The organism is Pontibacter sp. LHS2 (assembly GCF_058932845.1).
In genome coordinates this window covers 517,729-535,026 of the sequence record NZ_JBZYWG010000002.1, presented here as the reverse complement: position 1 = coordinate 535,026, position 17,298 = coordinate 517,729, and the positions used below count along the sequence as shown (strand labels likewise).

Annotated in this window: 19 protein-coding genes; 15 read left to right on the top strand and 4 right to left on the bottom strand. The window is 54.6% G+C overall.

The features are described from left to right. Nucleotides 1–330 precede the first annotated feature (330 nt). From AC5FX6_RS11050 to AC5FX6_RS11040, 3 genes are all read right to left on the bottom strand, one after another. Nucleotides 331–1,650, bottom strand: a complete 1,320-nt coding sequence (locus AC5FX6_RS11050; RefSeq protein ID WP_493597110.1) for a hypothetical protein — start codon at nt 1,648–1,650, stop codon at nt 331–333. A gap of 671 nt (nt 1,651–2,321) precedes the next feature. Beyond that, the gene (locus AC5FX6_RS11045) at nt 2,322–2,657 is read right to left on the bottom strand and encodes a hypothetical protein (RefSeq protein ID WP_493597109.1); all 336 of its coding nucleotides are present in this window, start codon (nt 2,655–2,657) and stop codon (nt 2,322–2,324) included. 395 nt (nt 2,658–3,052) lie between these two features. Further along, a complete protein-coding gene (locus tag AC5FX6_RS11040) occupies nt 3,053–3,523 on the bottom strand; it encodes a JAB domain-containing protein (protein WP_493597108.1) in 471 nt (156 codons plus the stop codon). 517 nt (nt 3,524–4,040) lie between these two features. On the opposite strand from AC5FX6_RS11040, the gene AC5FX6_RS11035 reads away from it, so the two are divergent. The 13 genes from AC5FX6_RS11035 (at nt 4,041) to AC5FX6_RS10975 (ending at nt 15,865) form a co-directional block, all read left to right on the top strand. Further along, nucleotides 4,041–4,880: an RteC domain-containing protein gene (locus AC5FX6_RS11035; RefSeq protein WP_493597107.1), complete on the top strand. Its 840-nt coding sequence runs from the start codon at nt 4,041–4,043 to the stop codon at nt 4,878–4,880. A 293-nt stretch (nt 4,881–5,173) separates the two neighbouring features. Beyond that, the gene (locus tag AC5FX6_RS11030) at nt 5,174–5,614 is read left to right on the top strand and encodes a hypothetical protein (RefSeq protein ID WP_493597106.1); all 441 of its coding nucleotides are present in this window, start codon (nt 5,174–5,176) and stop codon (nt 5,612–5,614) included. Between the two features lie 122 nt (nt 5,615–5,736). Then, the gene (locus AC5FX6_RS11025; RefSeq protein ID WP_493597535.1) at nt 5,737–6,051 is read left to right on the top strand and encodes a DUF4134 domain-containing protein; all 315 of its coding nucleotides are present in this window, start codon (nt 5,737–5,739) and stop codon (nt 6,049–6,051) included. A 35-nt stretch (nt 6,052–6,086) separates the two neighbouring features. Then, nucleotides 6,087–6,455 carry a DUF4133 domain-containing protein gene (locus AC5FX6_RS11020; RefSeq protein ID WP_493597105.1) on the top strand — a complete coding sequence of 123 codons (369 nt, stop codon included), beginning with the start codon at nt 6,087–6,089 and terminating at the stop codon, nt 6,453–6,455. Between the two features lie 4 nt (nt 6,456–6,459). After that, complete coding sequence (locus AC5FX6_RS11015; RefSeq protein WP_493597104.1) at nt 6,460–8,952, top strand: TraG family conjugative transposon ATPase; 2,493 nt, start codon at nt 6,460–6,462, stop codon at nt 8,950–8,952. Beyond that, on the top strand, nt 8,949–9,620 hold the full coding sequence (locus AC5FX6_RS11010; protein ID WP_493597103.1) for a conjugal transfer protein TraI: 672 nt from the start codon (nt 8,949–8,951) through the stop codon (nt 9,618–9,620). The genes AC5FX6_RS11015 and AC5FX6_RS11010 overlap by 4 nt, the downstream gene beginning before the upstream one ends. A gap of 51 nt (nt 9,621–9,671) precedes the next feature. After that, nucleotides 9,672–10,325: a hypothetical protein gene (locus AC5FX6_RS11005; RefSeq protein ID WP_493597102.1), complete on the top strand. Its 654-nt coding sequence runs from the start codon at nt 9,672–9,674 to the stop codon at nt 10,323–10,325. Continuing rightward, on the top strand, nt 10,322–10,951 hold the full coding sequence (locus AC5FX6_RS11000; protein ID WP_493597101.1) for a TerB family tellurite resistance protein: 630 nt from the start codon (nt 10,322–10,324) through the stop codon (nt 10,949–10,951). The genes AC5FX6_RS11005 and AC5FX6_RS11000 overlap by 4 nt, the downstream gene beginning before the upstream one ends. A 9-nt stretch (nt 10,952–10,960) precedes the next feature. Then, a complete protein-coding gene (gene traJ, locus AC5FX6_RS10995; protein WP_493597100.1) occupies nt 10,961–12,166 on the top strand; it encodes a conjugative transposon protein TraJ in 1,206 nt (401 codons plus the stop codon). A gap of 36 nt (nt 12,167–12,202) precedes the next feature. Then, nucleotides 12,203–12,808: a conjugative transposon protein TraK gene (gene traK / locus AC5FX6_RS10990; protein ID WP_493597099.1), complete on the top strand. Its 606-nt coding sequence runs from the start codon at nt 12,203–12,205 to the stop codon at nt 12,806–12,808. A 54-nt stretch (nt 12,809–12,862) separates the two neighbouring features. Then, a complete protein-coding gene (gene traM, locus AC5FX6_RS10985) occupies nt 12,863–14,137 on the top strand; it encodes a conjugative transposon protein TraM (RefSeq protein ID WP_493597098.1) in 1,275 nt (424 codons plus the stop codon). A 56-nt stretch (nt 14,138–14,193) separates the two neighbouring features. After that, nucleotides 14,194–15,078, top strand: a complete 885-nt coding sequence (gene traN, locus AC5FX6_RS10980) for a conjugative transposon protein TraN (protein WP_493597097.1) — start codon at nt 14,194–14,196, stop codon at nt 15,076–15,078. Nucleotides 15,079–15,088: 10 nt separating this feature from the next. Continuing rightward, entirely contained in the window at nt 15,089–15,865 is a 777-nt protein-coding gene (locus AC5FX6_RS10975; protein WP_493597096.1) for a hypothetical protein, read from the top strand. A gap of 64 nt (nt 15,866–15,929) precedes the next feature. On the opposite strand, the gene AC5FX6_RS10970 is transcribed toward AC5FX6_RS10975, so the two are convergent. Further along, nucleotides 15,930–16,124 carry a hypothetical protein gene (locus tag AC5FX6_RS10970; protein WP_493597095.1) on the bottom strand — a complete coding sequence of 65 codons (195 nt, stop codon included), beginning with the start codon at nt 16,122–16,124 and terminating at the stop codon, nt 15,930–15,932. A 382-nt stretch (nt 16,125–16,506) separates the two neighbouring features. Here AC5FX6_RS10970 and AC5FX6_RS10965 point away from each other — a divergent pair, with 382 nt between their 5' ends. Then, entirely contained in the window at nt 16,507–16,779 is a 273-nt protein-coding gene (locus tag AC5FX6_RS10965; RefSeq protein ID WP_493597094.1) for a helix-turn-helix domain-containing protein, read from the top strand. A 47-nt stretch (nt 16,780–16,826) separates the two neighbouring features. Continuing rightward, complete coding sequence (locus AC5FX6_RS10960) at nt 16,827–17,114, top strand: hypothetical protein (protein ID WP_493597093.1); 288 nt, start codon at nt 16,827–16,829, stop codon at nt 17,112–17,114. Nucleotides 17,115–17,298 lie beyond the last annotated feature (184 nt).

The window sequence follows — 17,298 nt, the reverse complement described above, 5'->3', positions numbered from 1 at the left end:
ATAGGATGGATATATGCGTTGGTGTTGGGAGCGTGACTGCATAGCCGGGGCACTTTGATTGCCTGGTATTTGCCTGGTTCACAGTATCTACGATAGGGGCTCTAGCCTTGGCTCATCTCTGTACTCGCTTGAAAGCAGTGGTCATGGCTTCAGGTACTTCCTCAGCCTGTTGGAGTCTATGAAAAAAGTGATCTTAGAATATCTGCCTACTGCCGCTACTCACCTGCTTTATAAAATCCTGGTTAAATGTCTTTCATTTATTCTGCTATTATCGTAATGCGCTAACAGGTAGTGGTTTACGCGGTATAGCAGGGGAAAACTGTGGTTTTGCTATTCCTGGGGACTAGCAGTTCCACCGGATCTTACACTGTTGGACGTAAGATTGTACGTCAATGAAATAAACCCACCCAGCCGATAGACAGTTTCAGTAGTCATCTCGGGTGCTGCAGATAGTGCAAACTTTTGACCTGGCTGATACTGTCCGAGTAAAACGCTCCGAGGGGCAGCAGAAAGGCCTCCGCTGATCACAAACCGTTGTCTTTCTCCCAGCATGATGCCAAGTCCTCCATAATACCTTAACCGTTGTTCATCATTGATACCCAGGCCAAAGCTTATGCCCCAGTTGGTGTAGCCAGCGCTTTTTTTATACACGTGTGACATGATTCCTACGGTCGGACTGAATGCTGTACGTCGGCTATTCCTTACAAGCATGAGCGAGTCGCTCCCGACCGCATCCAGCCTGTAGCTATCATCAGTGAGGCCCAGGTTGAAGATAACGCCAGAACTTACGTCGATTTTCCAGTTGCCTGCTACCCGTACGCTGATCGGTACGACTGTTTTTCTATAGGCGGCAGGAGTTTTGTCTTTGGTTTCAATTGTGAGTGTATACCTGATTTCATCGGACGCTACCACCGGTGCATTATAACTGGCAGTGAAGTAAGATGAGCTGAGTTTGAACCTTATCTCATCGATTGTCAATATAGCTGCCATGATGTCGATTTCTTTAAACTTGTCATAAGCCGCTTGCAATACTTGTGCAAGTTCGGCAGCGTTTTCGTCGCTAACGCTGAGTTCCATGAGCTGCGATTGCAGGTTCAGGTACTCTTTATTCAAGCGATTAAAATTAGCTAGAACATCCTTTTTCAGAGGCAGGAAGAATTGATCCCGTTCCAGCTTCGCATATTGTACTTCCTCAGATGACAAGCTGTTGGAAGTGATCAGGGAAGTATAACTTTCTTCCAGGTCGTTAAGGTTTATACTATTATAGTAAGCTAGTGAGGCGATATATTTAGTAGTTCTTACTTCCAATTCTTTTATGTCTGTAATCTTTTTTTCTTCTGGAATTGCAGGCAATACTCCGCTCCCACTTTGTAAATCATTACCCCCACCTTGCGCTCCGCTACCGCCAGATGCCTCATATACAAAAGTCAACTGCTGTTCGTCAACAGTTACGGTATAAAGGGAAGTATTGATATTTTTCACAACTATTCTGGGGTTTCCTCCATACTTAATCCTATACCCCTTATCGGGCATATCCAATTCACCAGTTAAGTTATCGTAAGAAATATCTAGTTTCTTAGAAGGTTTTATAGTGCTACAGGATGCGCAACATACCATCCATGGCAACAGTAGAAGTATAAGTTTTTTCATAAGAATGACTTTAGATAATTAAATTTCTTAAGAAAGTTAGCATTTTGTTTTATATTATATTTCAAATTAAAATGTGAATTCTCACACCTGCTATAGTGATTTATTCTGTGCTTGCATCTAATTCTTCTAATCTGGAGCATGCTTATTGACAATTAGTCGTATTGGGCTTACAGGAGGTTTGTGCCACTTGGTAATAAGAGAATTGATCAGCAGGATGTTACGTAATGCTAAATAACAGCTTGCATAAGTAGAACTGTTTAACAATCCTTTTTTGAAAGTCTTCTGGGAGAGAAGGCAGTGTTTTGTATCAAGAAGTGGATATGCACTGTTGACTTTTTACCATAGGGAGAGTTATCCAGTTTCCTTTGAACCCAAACTGCCTTCTCATGCATATGCTATTGGAGGGGAAACAGGAATATGTGGTGTAGCAGTCATAAATTACCGATTGGCAGTTAATATTTAGGGCGTTGTATCGAACCTGGAGGGAAAACCGCGCTCCTCCGTGTCCTCATACAAATGTTGCTCCCTTGGACCCACGCAATTGAAGTGGAATCACCGTGCCTTCTTTTGCTTTGTGGTGGACTTTGTAGCACATATGTCATAGTGTGGCTGACACTTGTATGGTAAAGTGATACGTAGGTAATGCTAATTGAGCACCTCAGGACAACCACTCACGAGCACAGCCACTCACGGGCGAGTGAGGGTTCAAGAAAAAGCCGGGTATCAATGGGGTTGCCCTGGTAAACTGGCTGACTGGCGAATTGCTGCAGCATGCGATCCGTGTCCATCAGCTCCAGGCTCACGTGGGAGACGACACAAGCCTGCTTTTCCAGTGCTGTGGCGGAGAGGCGCGGAATCAGCTGCTCCATCAGCCAGTGCTGGTCTGCCAGTTCCAGGTAAAGGATAGCCCGGGTGTCATGAAGTAGCCAGCGGCATCCATGCTCAAGCAGTAGGTCTACCAGCAGGCACTGATTCCTTCGGAAATCCGCACTGGATGACGCAGCCAACGAGCAGAAAGTAAATTTTCCTGTATGTACAGTACCACCTCCAGGCATTCGTTTTTCAGAAGTTCAATGGCTTTAAGGTCAATTGTAAACATAACATTCAGATAGTATAAAAAAAACAAAACATGTAATTTATTGTATAAATAAATGTATTATTTTTGTATTTAGCAAATTTTATATTTAACTACGCCATCTAAGAGACAGGTTTACAGTCTCGTGGCCTTTCTATCTGTAGCCCCTGTCAGGCAGTTATTCTTCAGCTCAATCGAAAAGCCACTCAAAATTAACTTTTCTAAAACTCATTTCATGGCATTGGCATACGCTTCATCGCCTACGGCTTTCTATCCTATACTTCAGTTTAATTAGATGCCTTTTGCCGAAGCTGAGCAGACGAGGGGCTATAAAAGCCCCTCGTCTGCCAGCGAGTAATAGCTCTCGCTGGTGAGGATGATGTGGTCGAGTACGGCGATTTCCAGCAGTTCCCCGCCCTGCTTCATCTTCTTGGTCAGCTGCAGGTCCGCTGTGCTTGGTTTGAGGTTACCTGAAGGATGGTTGTGGCAGAGTACGATGCCCGAGGCGCAGGCCTTAAGCGCGGCTGCAAAGATGAGCTTGGGATCCGCCACGGTACCGGCCACGCCGCCAGTTGATACCTCGTAGATGCCCAGTACCCGATTGGCCCGGTTAAGGAGGAGCACCTTGAACTGCTCCACAAACTCGATTCTTCCCATGTCCCAACCTGCTTTGAGCACCTGGTAGCAGTCCGTGGAACAGGTAACCTGTGGTCTGTCGCAAGGCTTGACGCGGTTGCGGTAGGTGAGTTTGATCTCGGCTACACCGCTGAAAGCTGGTTTTTTGGCTGTCTTTTCCATAATTTTCGGTTTTAAGTGTGAGGAATTGATTATGGCGCCATTCCAGCCACTGGGACGAACTAAAGGCAAGGTGGAGACAAAGAAAATGCGGAGGGTCTGCCCTAGGCGGATACCCATTTTGTTTGTACTACCTTGGCAGCGCGCACCTGTGTCCGGACCCGGTGGCTAACTTTGTGCCTGCATGAATGCCATTTGATTGCCTTCTATGGCTTTACTCTTTTATTTGGCTAAGCCGCTTGGCATGGTGTGCCTGACGTTCGTTTCCCCTTTGGCCCCGGAGCTCTATTTGAAACCATCCTGTTAACTAATTTCCACCTGTTTCTTTTTCAGCCTGCCTGCATCCTGCTTTAGGTATCGCTCTTGTTGTTTGGGACAGGTGAAGGAAAATTCTGTCTTTTCCCAGGCGTATGCAAGCGGAGCACCGCTCAAATTTTTCTGAAAAGCCGGAGGAGCATGAATTACCTGGGATTGGGAGGGGTGTTTCAGAACTTGGAAATTGTCACCCAAACAAGCTGTTATGATAAATTTCTCAAACAACCTGTACGCCCGGATGACGACAGGGCTGCAGCGCATCGCCATCCAGGCGGAGAATCCTTTGCAACGCGCAAAGCAATCCTGTCGGGAAATCGAAACGGTTCTGGAGGAACTCAAGCAATTCACACAGGGCTATACCTTCCCAGACGCAGAATCGGAGATAGCCTTTTTCAGGGACATCAAGCCCCGTTTCCTGCGGGAGCTCATTTACTTTACCGAGTTGTTTTACCTGGAGGCTTTCCAACCCGTTGGGGGGAAGGACAGGCAGCGTATCTACCTGGTCCAGGCGCTGGACCGGGTAGGCGCCTACTTTGAGCGCAACCAGTGGTTTTACTCTTATTACAGGATGAACCTGCGCTACATGGACCATATCTTCTTTCTGCGGGAGGGGGAGCAGGCATCCTATTGGCCGGGTTGCTCGCCCGAGCTGGATGCCCGCTTTTCCACGGTGCACAGCTACAGGCTTTCTAAAATGCAGGCCTATGAATTGTTCCGGGATCATTTGCAGGGCCTGCTGAATGCACTCGATAACGGCGGTTCACCTGAAGGGGTAAAGGGCAATGGAACCCGTCTCACCTGGACTGAATCGAAAGCAGCGCTGATTGAACTGGCCTATGCCCTCAGGTCACGCGGCGCGGTCAATTTCGGGCAGTCAGACGTCAAGGAACTGATCAACGGCCTGGAGCACTGCTTTAACATTCGGCTGGGAAATTTCTACCGGGTCTACCAGGGGATGCGCATCCGCAAGAAAAGCCGTACCCCTTTTCTGGACCATCTAAAAGAAAGCCTGAAACTCCGCATGGACGAGGCAGACGAAACCTAAAGTATTTTTGTAATTATTTTTTTGACAGCTCACACGGCAGTGGCAGCCAGTAGGCTCTGGGCTACGCAAAGCCGTTAGGGTTGTGGGCAACGCTACTTGCCAGGGCATGCCTACCGGGCTTTGAAGCATGGGGTGATACCGGGATAGACTGTCTTCCCAAGGCCTGGCAGTAGCAAAAGGAAGGTCAAAAAAATAAGTGTTAGCTCACACCAGCTTGTCATAAACCGCCCCGGGCATGTCCCATCTTTGTCTCAATCACAGGGGAAACGGTTCCCCGGGAAAAGGAAAACGGCATGCTGCAAGACATCACCTGGAGTCAGTACCTGGTCAGTACCGGGGGGCTTCTTATCCTGTACTTTCTAGGGATCGCGGCCTACCACTTCAGGCACGAATGCAGGCAGCTGCTGGCCCGTAAAGTAGCCGCGCCGCTTGTTGAGCCAAAGCAGGAAGCAGAAGAGCGCGCTGACTTTCCATCTTATGAAGAATTAAAAGAAGTGGCGTCTCAACTACGCCACGGCATGCTCGAGGAGGTAGGCAACGAAGCCGGTAAACAGCAGCTGCTCCTGCGGATGAAAGCTGTACTGGCCAACTGCGGCGGGTTACGCCAGCCTGCCTCCCGGCGTGCCGTTAACGACTATATCATCCGCCAGGCGGAAGCGATCTGTGGAATTATTTTCTCGGAAGAGGAGCTGGAAGCGGAGTGGGAGCCCCTGTTCCGGGACAAGCAGTCCTAAGTCGGGTATGTCCACCAGACCTTTCCTTTTCTGCACGCCCAGGCGGACTCTAACAACAGATGTATCACTTTAAAACCATATAGATTATGAAATGCAGCAAAAATCTGCCGATAAAGTGGGGAATGACCTTCCCGCGCAGACCCTGGCCAACGCTCGGACTGGTGCTGGCACTGTCCCTGCTCAGCATTTGGGCTTACGGCCAGGACGGCAACGCCGGTATAAACGAGGCGAACCTGAAAGTGCGCAGTTACTTTGACTCCGGCACACAACTCATGTACGCGGTCGGGGCCCTGCTGGGCCTGATCGGGGCGGTGAAGGTGTACCAGAAATGGAATGCCGGTGACCCGGATACGGGCAAGGTGGCCGCCGCCTGGTTTGGCAGCTGCGTGTTCCTGGTGGTCGTGGCCACGGTGATAAAATCCTTTTTCGGGGTATAGCCTGCGGAAGGTGCTAAACCATCACCTGGATAGACATGGCCAACAGCGTTTACCGCATCAACAAAGGAATCAACCGGCCCATTGAGTTCCGGGGGCTGAAGGGCCAGTACATCTGGTACCTTGGGGTGGGGGTAATCAGCCTACTGTTCCTGTTCACGATCCTCTACGCACTGGGAGCGCCGCCTTTTGTCTGCGTGGGCCTTATCCTCTCTGCGGGAGCCCTGATGATTCAGCGGCTCTATTATATGAGCCATACCTACGGGCCATACGGCCTGATGAAAAAACTGGCCCGACGCCGGGTACCGCCCGCCATCCGGGTCAGCAGCCGGTTGATCTTTCGGGACCCTTCCCTTTGGGCGCACCCAGGCAAGCATGTGCGTCCTTCATCACAAAAGTCGAGTTAGCATTATGAGAAAAGAAATGGAATCGCTCTTCCCCCTACTCGGTGTCGAACAGGACGGTTTGCTTTCCCGACAGGGCGACTTTACCGTCGCCTTCCGGGCAGAGTTGCCGGAGATCTTTACGCTTTCCAACGAGGAGTACGAGGCTTTCCACCAGGTATGGGTGAAGGCCATCCGCGCACTTCCCCAGCGGACGGTACTGCTCAAGCAGGACTGGTTCCTGGACAGCCGTTACGAACCGGACTTTACCGGAGAGGCCGCCAGTTTCCTGTCACGCAGCAGCGAGCGTTTTTTCAACGAGCGCCCCTTCCTGGAGCACTCCTGTTTTCTGCTGATTACGCACAAAGCCTCCCGGCGGCAGGCCGCGGACTCGCTTTTCTCCAGCCTGATCCGGCCCGGCCTGGTGCCCAGGGAAACGCTGGAACCTTCCCTGCTGCAGGAATTCCTGGACAGTGTGGGCCAATTCCGGCACCTGCTGGAGGACAGCGGCCTGGTGCGGCTCAGCCGCCTGAAAGAAGGGGAGCTGCTGAGCCAGCGCGGGCAGATGGGCCTGATTGAGCGTTACTGCACGCTGGCAGAACAACAGAGCGATTTTCTGCTCAGGGACATCTGCTTTGAGGAGGGCATCCGCGTGGGGGAAAAGTTTGCCCAGCTTTACACGCTGGGGGATGCGGCGGACCTACCGGCCCTCTGCGGGCCACGAATCACTTATGATGCCTACTCAACGGACAAGACAAAGTTCAGCGTCGGCTTTGCCGCCGCCCTCGGGCAGCTGCTGCCCTGCAACCATCTCTACAGCCAGTATATTTTCCGGGAGGATCCGCGGCTCACGCTCCAAAAGCTGGAGCGCAAGCGGCTGCGGCTGCAGTCCCTTTCGGCTTACTCCCGGGAGAATGCGATCGCCCGGGACGCCACCAATGACTTCCTCAACGAGGCCATCAGCGCGCAGCGCCTGCCAGTCAGGGCCCATTTCAACGTGCTGGCCTGGACCGACAGCAGGGCGGGGCAGCAAGAGCTCAAAAGCCTGGTCACGGCGGCCCTTGCCCAGCTGGACGCGGTGGCCAAACGCGAGACGGTCGGGGCACCGCAGCTCTTCTGGGCCGGCATCCCCGGCAATGCCGCGGACTTCCCGATGAACGAGGCCTTTGACACTTTTGCCGAGCAGGCAGCCTGCTTCCTCAACCTGGAGACGGCTTACCGTTCTTCCCGCAGTCCCGTGGGCATCCGGCTTGGGGACCGCATGACGGGCAGACCCCTGCACGTGGACATCAGCGACGAGCCGGTGCGGAAAGGTATCTGCACCAACCGCAACAAGTTTGTGCTCGGCCCTTCGGGCAGCGGCAAGTCCTTTTTCACCAACCACCTGGTGCGAAGCTATTATGAGCAGGGAACACATGTGGTATTGGTGGACGTGGGTCATTCCTACAAGGGACTCTGTGACCTGGTGGGCGGCTATTACTTTACCTACGATGAGGAGCAGCCGCTCCGCTTCAATCCCTTTTACATCGGACAGGGGACACGGCTGGATACGGAGAAGAAAGAGAGTATTAAGACCCTGTTGCTGGCCCTGTGGAAGAAGGATGGCGAGACATTTAACCGCTCCGAGTACGTGGCCCTGTCGAGCGCCCTGCAGCTGTACTATGAGAAGCTGGAAGCGGATCCGCAACTGTTTCCAGGCTTTGACAGCTTTTATGAATTTGTGCGGGACGAATTCGTGGTGACGCTCTCCCGGGACAGCGTGCGGGAAAAGGATTTTGACATCGGTAATTTCCTCTACGTGCTCCGGCCCTACTACCGCGGCGGGGAGCTTGATTTCCTGCTCAACGCCCGGGAGAACCTGGACCTGCTGCAGGAGCGCTTCATCGTCTTTGAGCTGGATAACATCAAGGATCACCCCATTCTCTTTCCGGTGGTGACGATCATCATCATGGAAGTCTTTATCTCCAAGATGCGCAAGCTTAAGGGGGTGCGCAAGATGATCCTAATCGAGGAGGCCTGGAAAGCCATTGCAAAAGAGGGCATGGCCGAGTATATCCAGTACCTCTTCAAAACGGTCCGCAAATTTTACGGCGAGGCCATCGTCGTCACCCAGGAGGTGGAGGATATCATCTCCTCACCGGTCGTCAAGCAGGCCATCATTAACAACTCGGACTGCAAAATCTTGCTCGACCAGTCCAAGTACCAGAACAAATTCGGGCAGATACAGGAGCTGCTGGGGCTGACCGAGAAGGAAAAGGCGCTCGTGTTGTCGGTGAACAAGGCCAATGAGCCCGGGCGCAATTACAAGGAGGTCTTCATCAGCCTGGGCGGCACCCATTCGAAAGTCTACCGCACCGAGGTGTCACCGGAGGAGTACCTGGCCTATACCACGGAAGAGACAGAGAAAATAAAGGTGCAGCAGTACACCCGGGACTATGGGAGCATGCAGCGGGGAATCGCTGTGCTGGCGCAGGAGCAAAGAACGGCGGCAGCACGACAGCGGGAAGGAGGTGCGCCTTGAGAAAAGGATGGCTCTGCTTTATCCTGGCCGCACTGCTGTTGCCAGGGCAGCCCGCTAAAGCCCAGGATCCCATCACCGCCGCCATCAAGGCAGGTATCACGAAGGTGATCAAAGCGATTGACCTGCAGGTCCAGCGCCAGCAGAACGAGGTGATCTGGTTGCAGAACGCGCACAAGGCCGTGGAGAACGCCATGGCCGAGCTACAGCTTGCCGAGATTCACGACTGGGTGGAAAAGCAGCGGGTGCTCTACCAGGACTACTATGCCGAACTCCACGAGGTAAAGCAGGCGGTGGCGGATTATCAGCGGATACGGGCAATTGCCCGCAGGCAGGCGCAATTGCTGGAGGCCTACCGCCAGGCCTGGCGCCTGCTGCAGCAGGATGCGCGCTTCCGGCCCGATGAGCTGGACTACATAGCCCGGGTGTACGGCGGGATGCTCGCCCAAAGTGCCCGGCACACCGAGCTGCTGGTCCTGGCGACCCGGGCGCAGGCCGCCCAGCTGGGTGACGCCGCCAGGCTGGAGCTGATCGGCGCGGTGTCCGAGGAGGTAGACGCTGTTTACCGGGACCTGGTGCTGTTCAACAGGCAAAACGTCCTGTTGAGCATGCAGCGGGCCCGCACCCAGCAGGAGGCAGCGGCAGTCAGGCAGCTGTACGGACTGCCCTAAAGACAGCCACTATGTAAGGAAACACAAACGAAAATCTAAAATTTGAATGCCATGAGAAAAACAGTAACGCTTTTGCTGCTGCTCCTGCTGGCTGTCGGGGCACATGCCCAGACAGCCGGGGAGTGGCTGCAGCAGAAAAAGACGCAGCAGGCCTACCTGCTGGAGCAGCTAGCCGCCCTGAGGCTGTATGCGGACATCGCCCGGCAGGGATATGATATCACACAGGAGGGGCTTCGCGTAATTGGCCGTGAGAATTCGGCTGAGTACGGGAGCCACCTGGAATTTTTCAAGTCATTGCGGCAGGTGGACCCGACCCTTTCCAGTTACTGGAAACTGGCCGACGCCTTGGTGCTCGGCGATGGGATGGTGCGGCTCTGCCGGCAGGCACGACGCCTGGCCCAGGACCGGGAGGTGTTCCGAGCGGAGGAGGCTGTTTACATGGAGCGGGTCACGCAGCGGCTGCTCACCGAAAGCGGCCAGCTGGTGGAGGACCTCCGGGCACTGACGGCACCCGATTACTGGGTGATGGGCACAGCAGAAAGGCTGAGACTGGTGGAGGCCCTGCATCGACTGCTACAGGAGCATTACTTCGTAGCCAGAAGACTGGAGGAGGAAGTGCGCCTACTGGCTGCCATCCGCCGGCAAGAGCTAGAAGCATGGGAGAGGCACCGCAGACTACATGGCTTTACACCGGATGCGCGATGAAAAGGCTTTCCTGTTTTCTACTGCTTTACCTGCTCTGCAGTGCACGCCTGTGGGCGCAGACGGATGAGATCCAACAGCTCCTGCTCAACGTGGAAAAACTTGCCCAGCACAAGGAGATTCTGGCTGACATGAAGAAAGGCTATGCCCTGGTGACTTCGGGTTACAGAACCATACGGGACGTGCATGCGGGAAACTTCAGCCTGCACCACAACTACCTGGAAGGCCTGCTGGGAGTGAGTCCCGCCGTGCGGCAGTACCGGCGCGTGGGGGAAATCCTGTCCCTGCAGGCAACGCTGGTGCGCGAAAGTGGCAGTGCCATCAAACGCTTGGGAAGGGAAGGCGCTTTCAGCCCGGAGGAGGTCCGTTACCTGGACCGGGTCTATAGCAGGATGCTGCGTCACAGCCTCGAGCAACTGGAGTCCCTCACAGGGGTGCTGACCGCCAGGCAGCTGCGGATGTCGGAGGAAGAGCGCTTGCAGGCCATCGACGCCATCTGGCGGGAAATGCAGGAGCTGGTGCTGGCCCAGCGGGCCTTTAACAGAAACATGGCAGTACTGGCACTGCAGCGTGCGCGGGAGGGGCGCCAGCTAGCGGGAGTCCGCGGAATGTATGGCATAACACCTTAATACGGGCGGATGAAAAATGCAGGAAGATTTGTTTTGATGACGGCGCTGGGCCTCTTGTGGCCTATGCTGACCCAGGCGCAGCAAACAGGCACGGCGGGCATGCACCAGACGCTTGCCCAGCTCTACGAGGAAATGGTGCCCCTGTGCAGCGGACTGATCGGAGTAGCGCAGGGAATAGCGGGCTTTGCGGCCCTCTGGTATATAGGAAGCCGGGTCTGGCGGCACATCGCCAATGCGGAGCCGGTTGATTTCTACCCCTTGCTACGCCCCTTTGTGCTGGGGTTTGCCATCCTGGTTTTCCCCGCTGTGCTGGACCTGCTCAACGGGGTGCTGCAGCCAGTGGCGACCGCCACATCGGAGATGGTGCGCGACAGTGACAAAGCGATCGAGACGTTGCTACAACAGCGGGAGGCGGCGCTTCGCCAGACAAGTGAGTGGCAGGTGTACGTGGGAGAGACAGGCGGGGGCGACCGGGAGCGCTGGTATAAGTACACACACGATGACCAGGACCCGGAAGGGGAGGGCCTGCTTGAAAGCATCGGCAACGACATGCGTTTCGCGATGGAAAAAGCCGCCTACGGTTTCAGAAGCTCGGTGCGCGAGTGGATGAGCGAGGTGTTGCGGCTGCTGTTTGAAGCCGCCGCCCTTTGCATCAACACGGTGCGTACCTTCCAGTTGGTGGTGCTCGCCATCCTGGGGCCGCTCGTGTTTGGCCTGGCCGTGTTCGACGGGTTCCAGCATACGTTGACGGTCTGGCTCGCCCGCTATGTCAACGTGTTCCTGTGGCTGCCCGTGGCCAATATATTCGGCGCTATGCTGGGTAAAATTCAGGAGCTTATGCTCAGCCTGGATATCACCCGGGCAGAGGAGACCGGCCGTACCTTTTTCAGTCCCACCGACACGGCCTACCTGATTTTCCTGGTCATCGGGATCGTCGGTTATTTTACAGTGCCTTCCGTCGCCAACTACATTGTGCACGCCAGCGGGGGCAATACGCTGGTGCACAAAGTCAATCAGCTCTTCATTGCCTCTTCCAGGAGCGCAGCCCATACTGTCTCCGGTGGGACGGGCATGGCCGCCGACGCCATGGGGAACGCGGCAGCCAGGATGTCGGGCAGCCTGAGCAGCAGCGGCACCACCACAGGCTATTTCAGGGACGGGAGCGCCGATGGTGACCAGGCGGGCTACATGGAAAATAAACTAGCAGGAAAGTGACACTCTCTAAAACTTATCCAGAAAATGTTCAGACAAATGAAAAACATAGACACCGCCTTCCGCTATGTGCGCTCCTTCACCATGCTTGTTGTCGTGGGCAGCCTGCTGCTGAGCGGGTTTGCCATCCACCGGAGCCAGGCGCTGGTAGCGCAGATAGAAGACAGGGTGTACGTGTTGGCCAACGGCCGGGCCCTGGAGGCGCTGGCCGCTGACCGCAAAGACAATGTCCCGGTGGAGGCGCAGGAGCACGTGAAAAACTTCCACAGGCTTTTCTTCACCCTGGACCCGGATGACGGGGTGATTCAGTCCAACTTGGCCCAGGCGCTCTACCTGGCGGATGCCTCCGCCAAGCGCGAGTATGACAACCTCAGAGAGCGCGGCTACTATGCGCGGCTCATCGCGGGCAATATCAGTCAGCGGGTCCGGGTGGACAGCGTACAGCTGGACTTTCGACAGGTTCCCTATCACTTTCGCTGCTATGCAACCCAGCAACTTGTACGCGCGACAAGCACGGTCACCAGAAGCCTGGTGACCGCAGGCTACCTGCGGGAGGTCAGTCGGTCCGAGCATAACCCACACGGCTTCCTGATTGAGCGATGGCGGACACTGGAGAACCGGGACTTAAAAACAGAGCGCCGCTAGGGATAAGTGCTCTGCGGACACAAGACAGTGCATGAAACACCAAATCTAAAGATCATGGAAAATAGCAAAAACCCAACAGACTACCTCCGCCGGCGACGCTTCCTCCTGGTACTGCCACTTCTGGTGCTGCCTTTTACAACCCTGTTATTCTGGTTGATGGGAGGCGGTCAGGGCAATCATAGGGAAGCCCGGGTACTGGAAAGCGGGGGGATCAACCAGGCGCTTCCTGAGGCCAGCCTGACGTCAGGCCCGGAGCGCGGTAAACTGGGATATTATCAGCAGGCGGCCACTGATTCTGTCAAGTGGCGGGAGCTACAGAAGAAAGAAGCCTATGCTTTCGGAGAGATGGTGCAAGGCACGTTCCCCGGGCAGCAGGCGTATCGGACAGCTGATACCACCAGTGCAGCCATGATAAGCCAGGAGCCCACCGGGTACCCCACGCTAGCAAGCGAGCAGGCCGCTGCCTACCGCAAACTCGAGCAACTAGAGGCTCTGCTCGCAGCACAGCCGCAGGGCAAAATGCCCGGGAAGGGCACAGGACGCCTGCCTTCTACCAGTCCTGCAAGTCCCGCCAAAGCGCCTGACCGGTCCCGGCTCGGGCAGTTCCTGGAGCGCCAGCCGGAAAGCAGGGGTGCAGACCCGGAGCTGCTCCAGCTCAACGGCATGCTGGAAAAGATTCTGGATATACAGCATCCGGAGCGGGTACGGGATAAAATCAAACAGCACTCGGAAGAAAGCAGAGGCGTGGTCTTTCCCGTGGTCCCGGTAGCGCGGCAGGTTCAGGTTTCCGTGCTTTCGGGGGAGGGCATAGCACAGGACTCAGCGCCAATACCTTTCCTGGCCTGGGAGTCGCCTGAATCGGAGGGACAGGGGCAGACGGCACTGCCGGCGGTAGTGCACGAGAAGCAAACAGTGACAGCCGGCTCCACGGTGAAGCTGCGGCTGACCGGGGAGGCTTTCCTCAGTGGTGTGCTGCTGGCAAAAGACAGTTTTGTGTATGGTGTTGCCTCCCTGCAGGGGGAGCGCCTGCTAATCTCCATCCAGGGCATCCGATCGGAGGCCGCTGTGATCCCGGTGGCCCTGTCTGTTTATGACATGGACGGGCTGGCAGGCATCCGAATCCCCGGTGGGTTTAAACAGGATGCCGTGCAGGAGTCCACTGAGCGTGCCTTGCGTGGCATCAGCCTGCAGGTGCCCCATCCCACCCTGGAGCTGCAGGCCGCCAGTACCGGGATGGAAGCGGCCCGAAGCCTGCTGGGCCGCAAAGCCCGCCAGGTACGTGTGACGGTCAACGCGGGCTACCAGGTATTCCTTCGCAATGGGGGGTAGCCCTGCGCTTCCCATACTTTAAAAACAGATCCTTATTCACATTAAACCCAGCATTTATGAAAAAGCAGCATTTGACATTTATCCTTAGCATGTCCCTATGGCTGTGCACCCTCACCGTGCAGGCGCAGCACCCCCTGTTTGAAAGGGAAACGGCCGTCATCCGGTCCACTCCCCTGGCTGTTTCGGAGCACAAAACGACCCATCTTGTTTTTCCCGCCCCCATTAAAAGTGTGGACAGGGGCAGCCATGACCTGTTGGCGCAATCCGCCACTCCTGCTGATAACGTGCTGCGGGTGAAAGCGGGTAGAGCCCGATTCCGGGAGACAAACCTGACGGTGATTACGGCTGACGGCGCCCTTTATCCCTTTGTGGTAACATATGCAGACAACCCCGCCGTGTTGACGTTGGAGATTGGGAAAACGCAGGGGGGGCAGCGAGCGGTCGCCCAGGCGACCGGCAACGGTTTTGCCGAACCCGGGCTGGAGCAGGTGGCGGCTCAAATGGCGGATCAGGAAGTAATGCGTGCCTGGGCCCGGGACAAAAGACAGGGGATGGAGCTGCAACTAAGGGGCATCTTCCTGCAAGGTGATGTGATGTATTTCCGCCTGCGGCTGCGCAATGCCTCCGGTATCAGCTACGACCCGGACCAGCTGCGCTTTTCAATCCGGGACCGGAAGCTTACCAGGCGAACCGCCTCTCAGGAGATTGATCTAGCACCCATGTACCCGTCAGGGGCCATGCAACCGATCGCGGCACACAAGGAAAAGGTAGTTGTGGTCGCACTGCCGAAAATGACATTCCAAGACAGTCAGTTGCTTTGTGTGCAGTTGCTGGAAAAGCAGGGAGGAAGGCACCTCCAACTGGAGCTGCGCAGCAGGACGCTCCTGCGTGCCATAGCTCTGGAAGATAAATTAGGAACACAACAACCCATCCAACTATAAGAGCAGAACGATGAACGAGAAGAATTTGGAGTACCTCCGGGATCAGGTGCGCTATACGGGTTTCGGAGACGGCCTGCAGTCAGAGCTGCGGGAGAAGATGCAGCAAGGGGCCGCATCCTTTGAGCTGTTCCACAACGCCACCTTCGGGAAAGACAGAACCGCTTCGGTGCTGCACTTTCGGAAGTCGGATCAGCAGGATATGTATTTTTTCAATAAGTACCTGGTCGTACTACGTCCGGAGGATCCGATGAAAATTACGGAGCAAACTTTTTATATTAACAAAGGCAACAATATCACGCTGAAGGAGGCCTATAACCTGCTAAGTGGGAGAGCCGTGAACAAGGACCTGACTAATAAAGAGGGGCAGGTATACAACGCCTGGCTTCAGCTTGATTTCAAGCAAGCGGAGGGCAATGGCAACTTTGCTATCAGGCAGTTTCACCAGAATTATGGCTTTGATTTGGAACGTGTCCTGTCGGGCCTGCCCATAAAGGAACTGGGGAACGAGCAAGACAAGACTCGTATATTAGAGTCACTCCGCAAAGGCAACCTGCATCCGGTTACGCTTCTTCAAACAGATGGCAGGGAGGCAAAGCACTTTTTAGAGGTAAGTCCGCAGTTCAAGTCCGTCCACATTTATGACGAGCAGTTGCGAAGGGTAAGACAGTCTTCCAGCCAGCACTTAAAAGAGGGAGGCACGAACAAAAAGCACCAGCAGCCGACAGCCAGGGAAGAGGATGGTCCCCGACAAAAGGGGAAGCGGCGAGGGAAGTCAATCGGATCCTGAACGAGAGATGTGCGTTCCTCATCCCGAAATTCGCAGCCTTGGAAATACAAGGAAGGAACAGGTATTAAAGGACTTCTTCGAGCGGGTGGTGCATGATCCACGTATTGGGATGTCCCACATCGCCCTGTATGGGGCGCTTTACCAGCGGTGGGAAGAAGCCGGCTGTGTGGATCCGGTGCATGCGTACAGCCGGGAGATAATGCCCTTTGCTAAAATCTACGGCAGCGCTACTTACCACAGAGTCCTGCGTGAGCTGCATGTCTATGGGTATCTGCGGTATGTACCATCTTTTAATCGATTGAGGCGAAGTAGGGTTTACCTGGGCTTATGGGCGGCTGAAGCAACCATGTGAACAGTAAATTTCAGGGCGAAGTGGTATGTTCCATTCTATTATGATACCTGGTTATGACAAGATAAGTGAGATACTCCATAAAAACAGTCTATAAGTACCGTGGATTCGCTTTCACTAGTTCGAATTAAGGATGCTGAAATACGTACTGGCGGAGGCGAAATCTGTCTTGACTTTTAAAAAAATTAATTGCTGATAATGTGTGAGAATATCTTTCATAAGTTAAATCCCGCTTGTGAAAAGCAGGGGTAGGAGCAGGAATAATGATTATGTATCCAATAACTGTAAAGCTATGTCAGTAGAAATCATCACCAAAGAAGACCTGCACGCCTTCCATCGGCAGCTGCTGGAGGATTTATCTAGATTGATAGGAAAACAGCAGACCGAGGTGCCGGGCAAAGTGCTCAAGTCGGCCGATGTGCGGCGCCTGCTGCAGATATCTCCCGCCACGCTACAGAAACTGCGGGTAGAGGGCACGCTGCCCTTCACCAAGGTCGGCGGCATACACTACTACCGCATGGTGGACATCAACAGGCTGCTCAACGGAAAGCAGGGCAGGTCATGAAGCTGGGGCTGCACTTGAGGTGCTTTTATGCAAAAGCTGGCCGGGACATGCGCCTGCGCCGACCGCACCTGAGCCTGTACATGGCGCTGCTGGCCCAGGGCTGTGAAACCCCCTTTCTAGTCAAGCGGAAAGAAGTGATGCTATGCGCCCGCATCAACTCCCGCGTCACCTATCACCGCTGTATGCTGGAGCTGGCCGCTTGGGGGTATATCCGCTATGTGCCATCCTATGACCCTGGTTCCAAAAGCCAGGTGCGCATCATTTACCTGGGAGAAAAGCCTGTAGTGTTATCATTAATCGATAGATTATCGGAAACAGGCGTGGAAGGAGAGTAGCCCTGCAGCTGAGTGGCAAGCCAGGGCAAAAGAAAGGGCGGAGCTCACTGGTAAAACCAGGTAGGCCCGCTCTTTGTCTAAGTGATATTGCTAAGGATTTGGATTTGCATTCCAAACCGTTTCCAGGTCTGGGAGGCAGCTGAATGCCTGGACAAGCTAGTTGGCTGTATGGAGGACCTGCGTC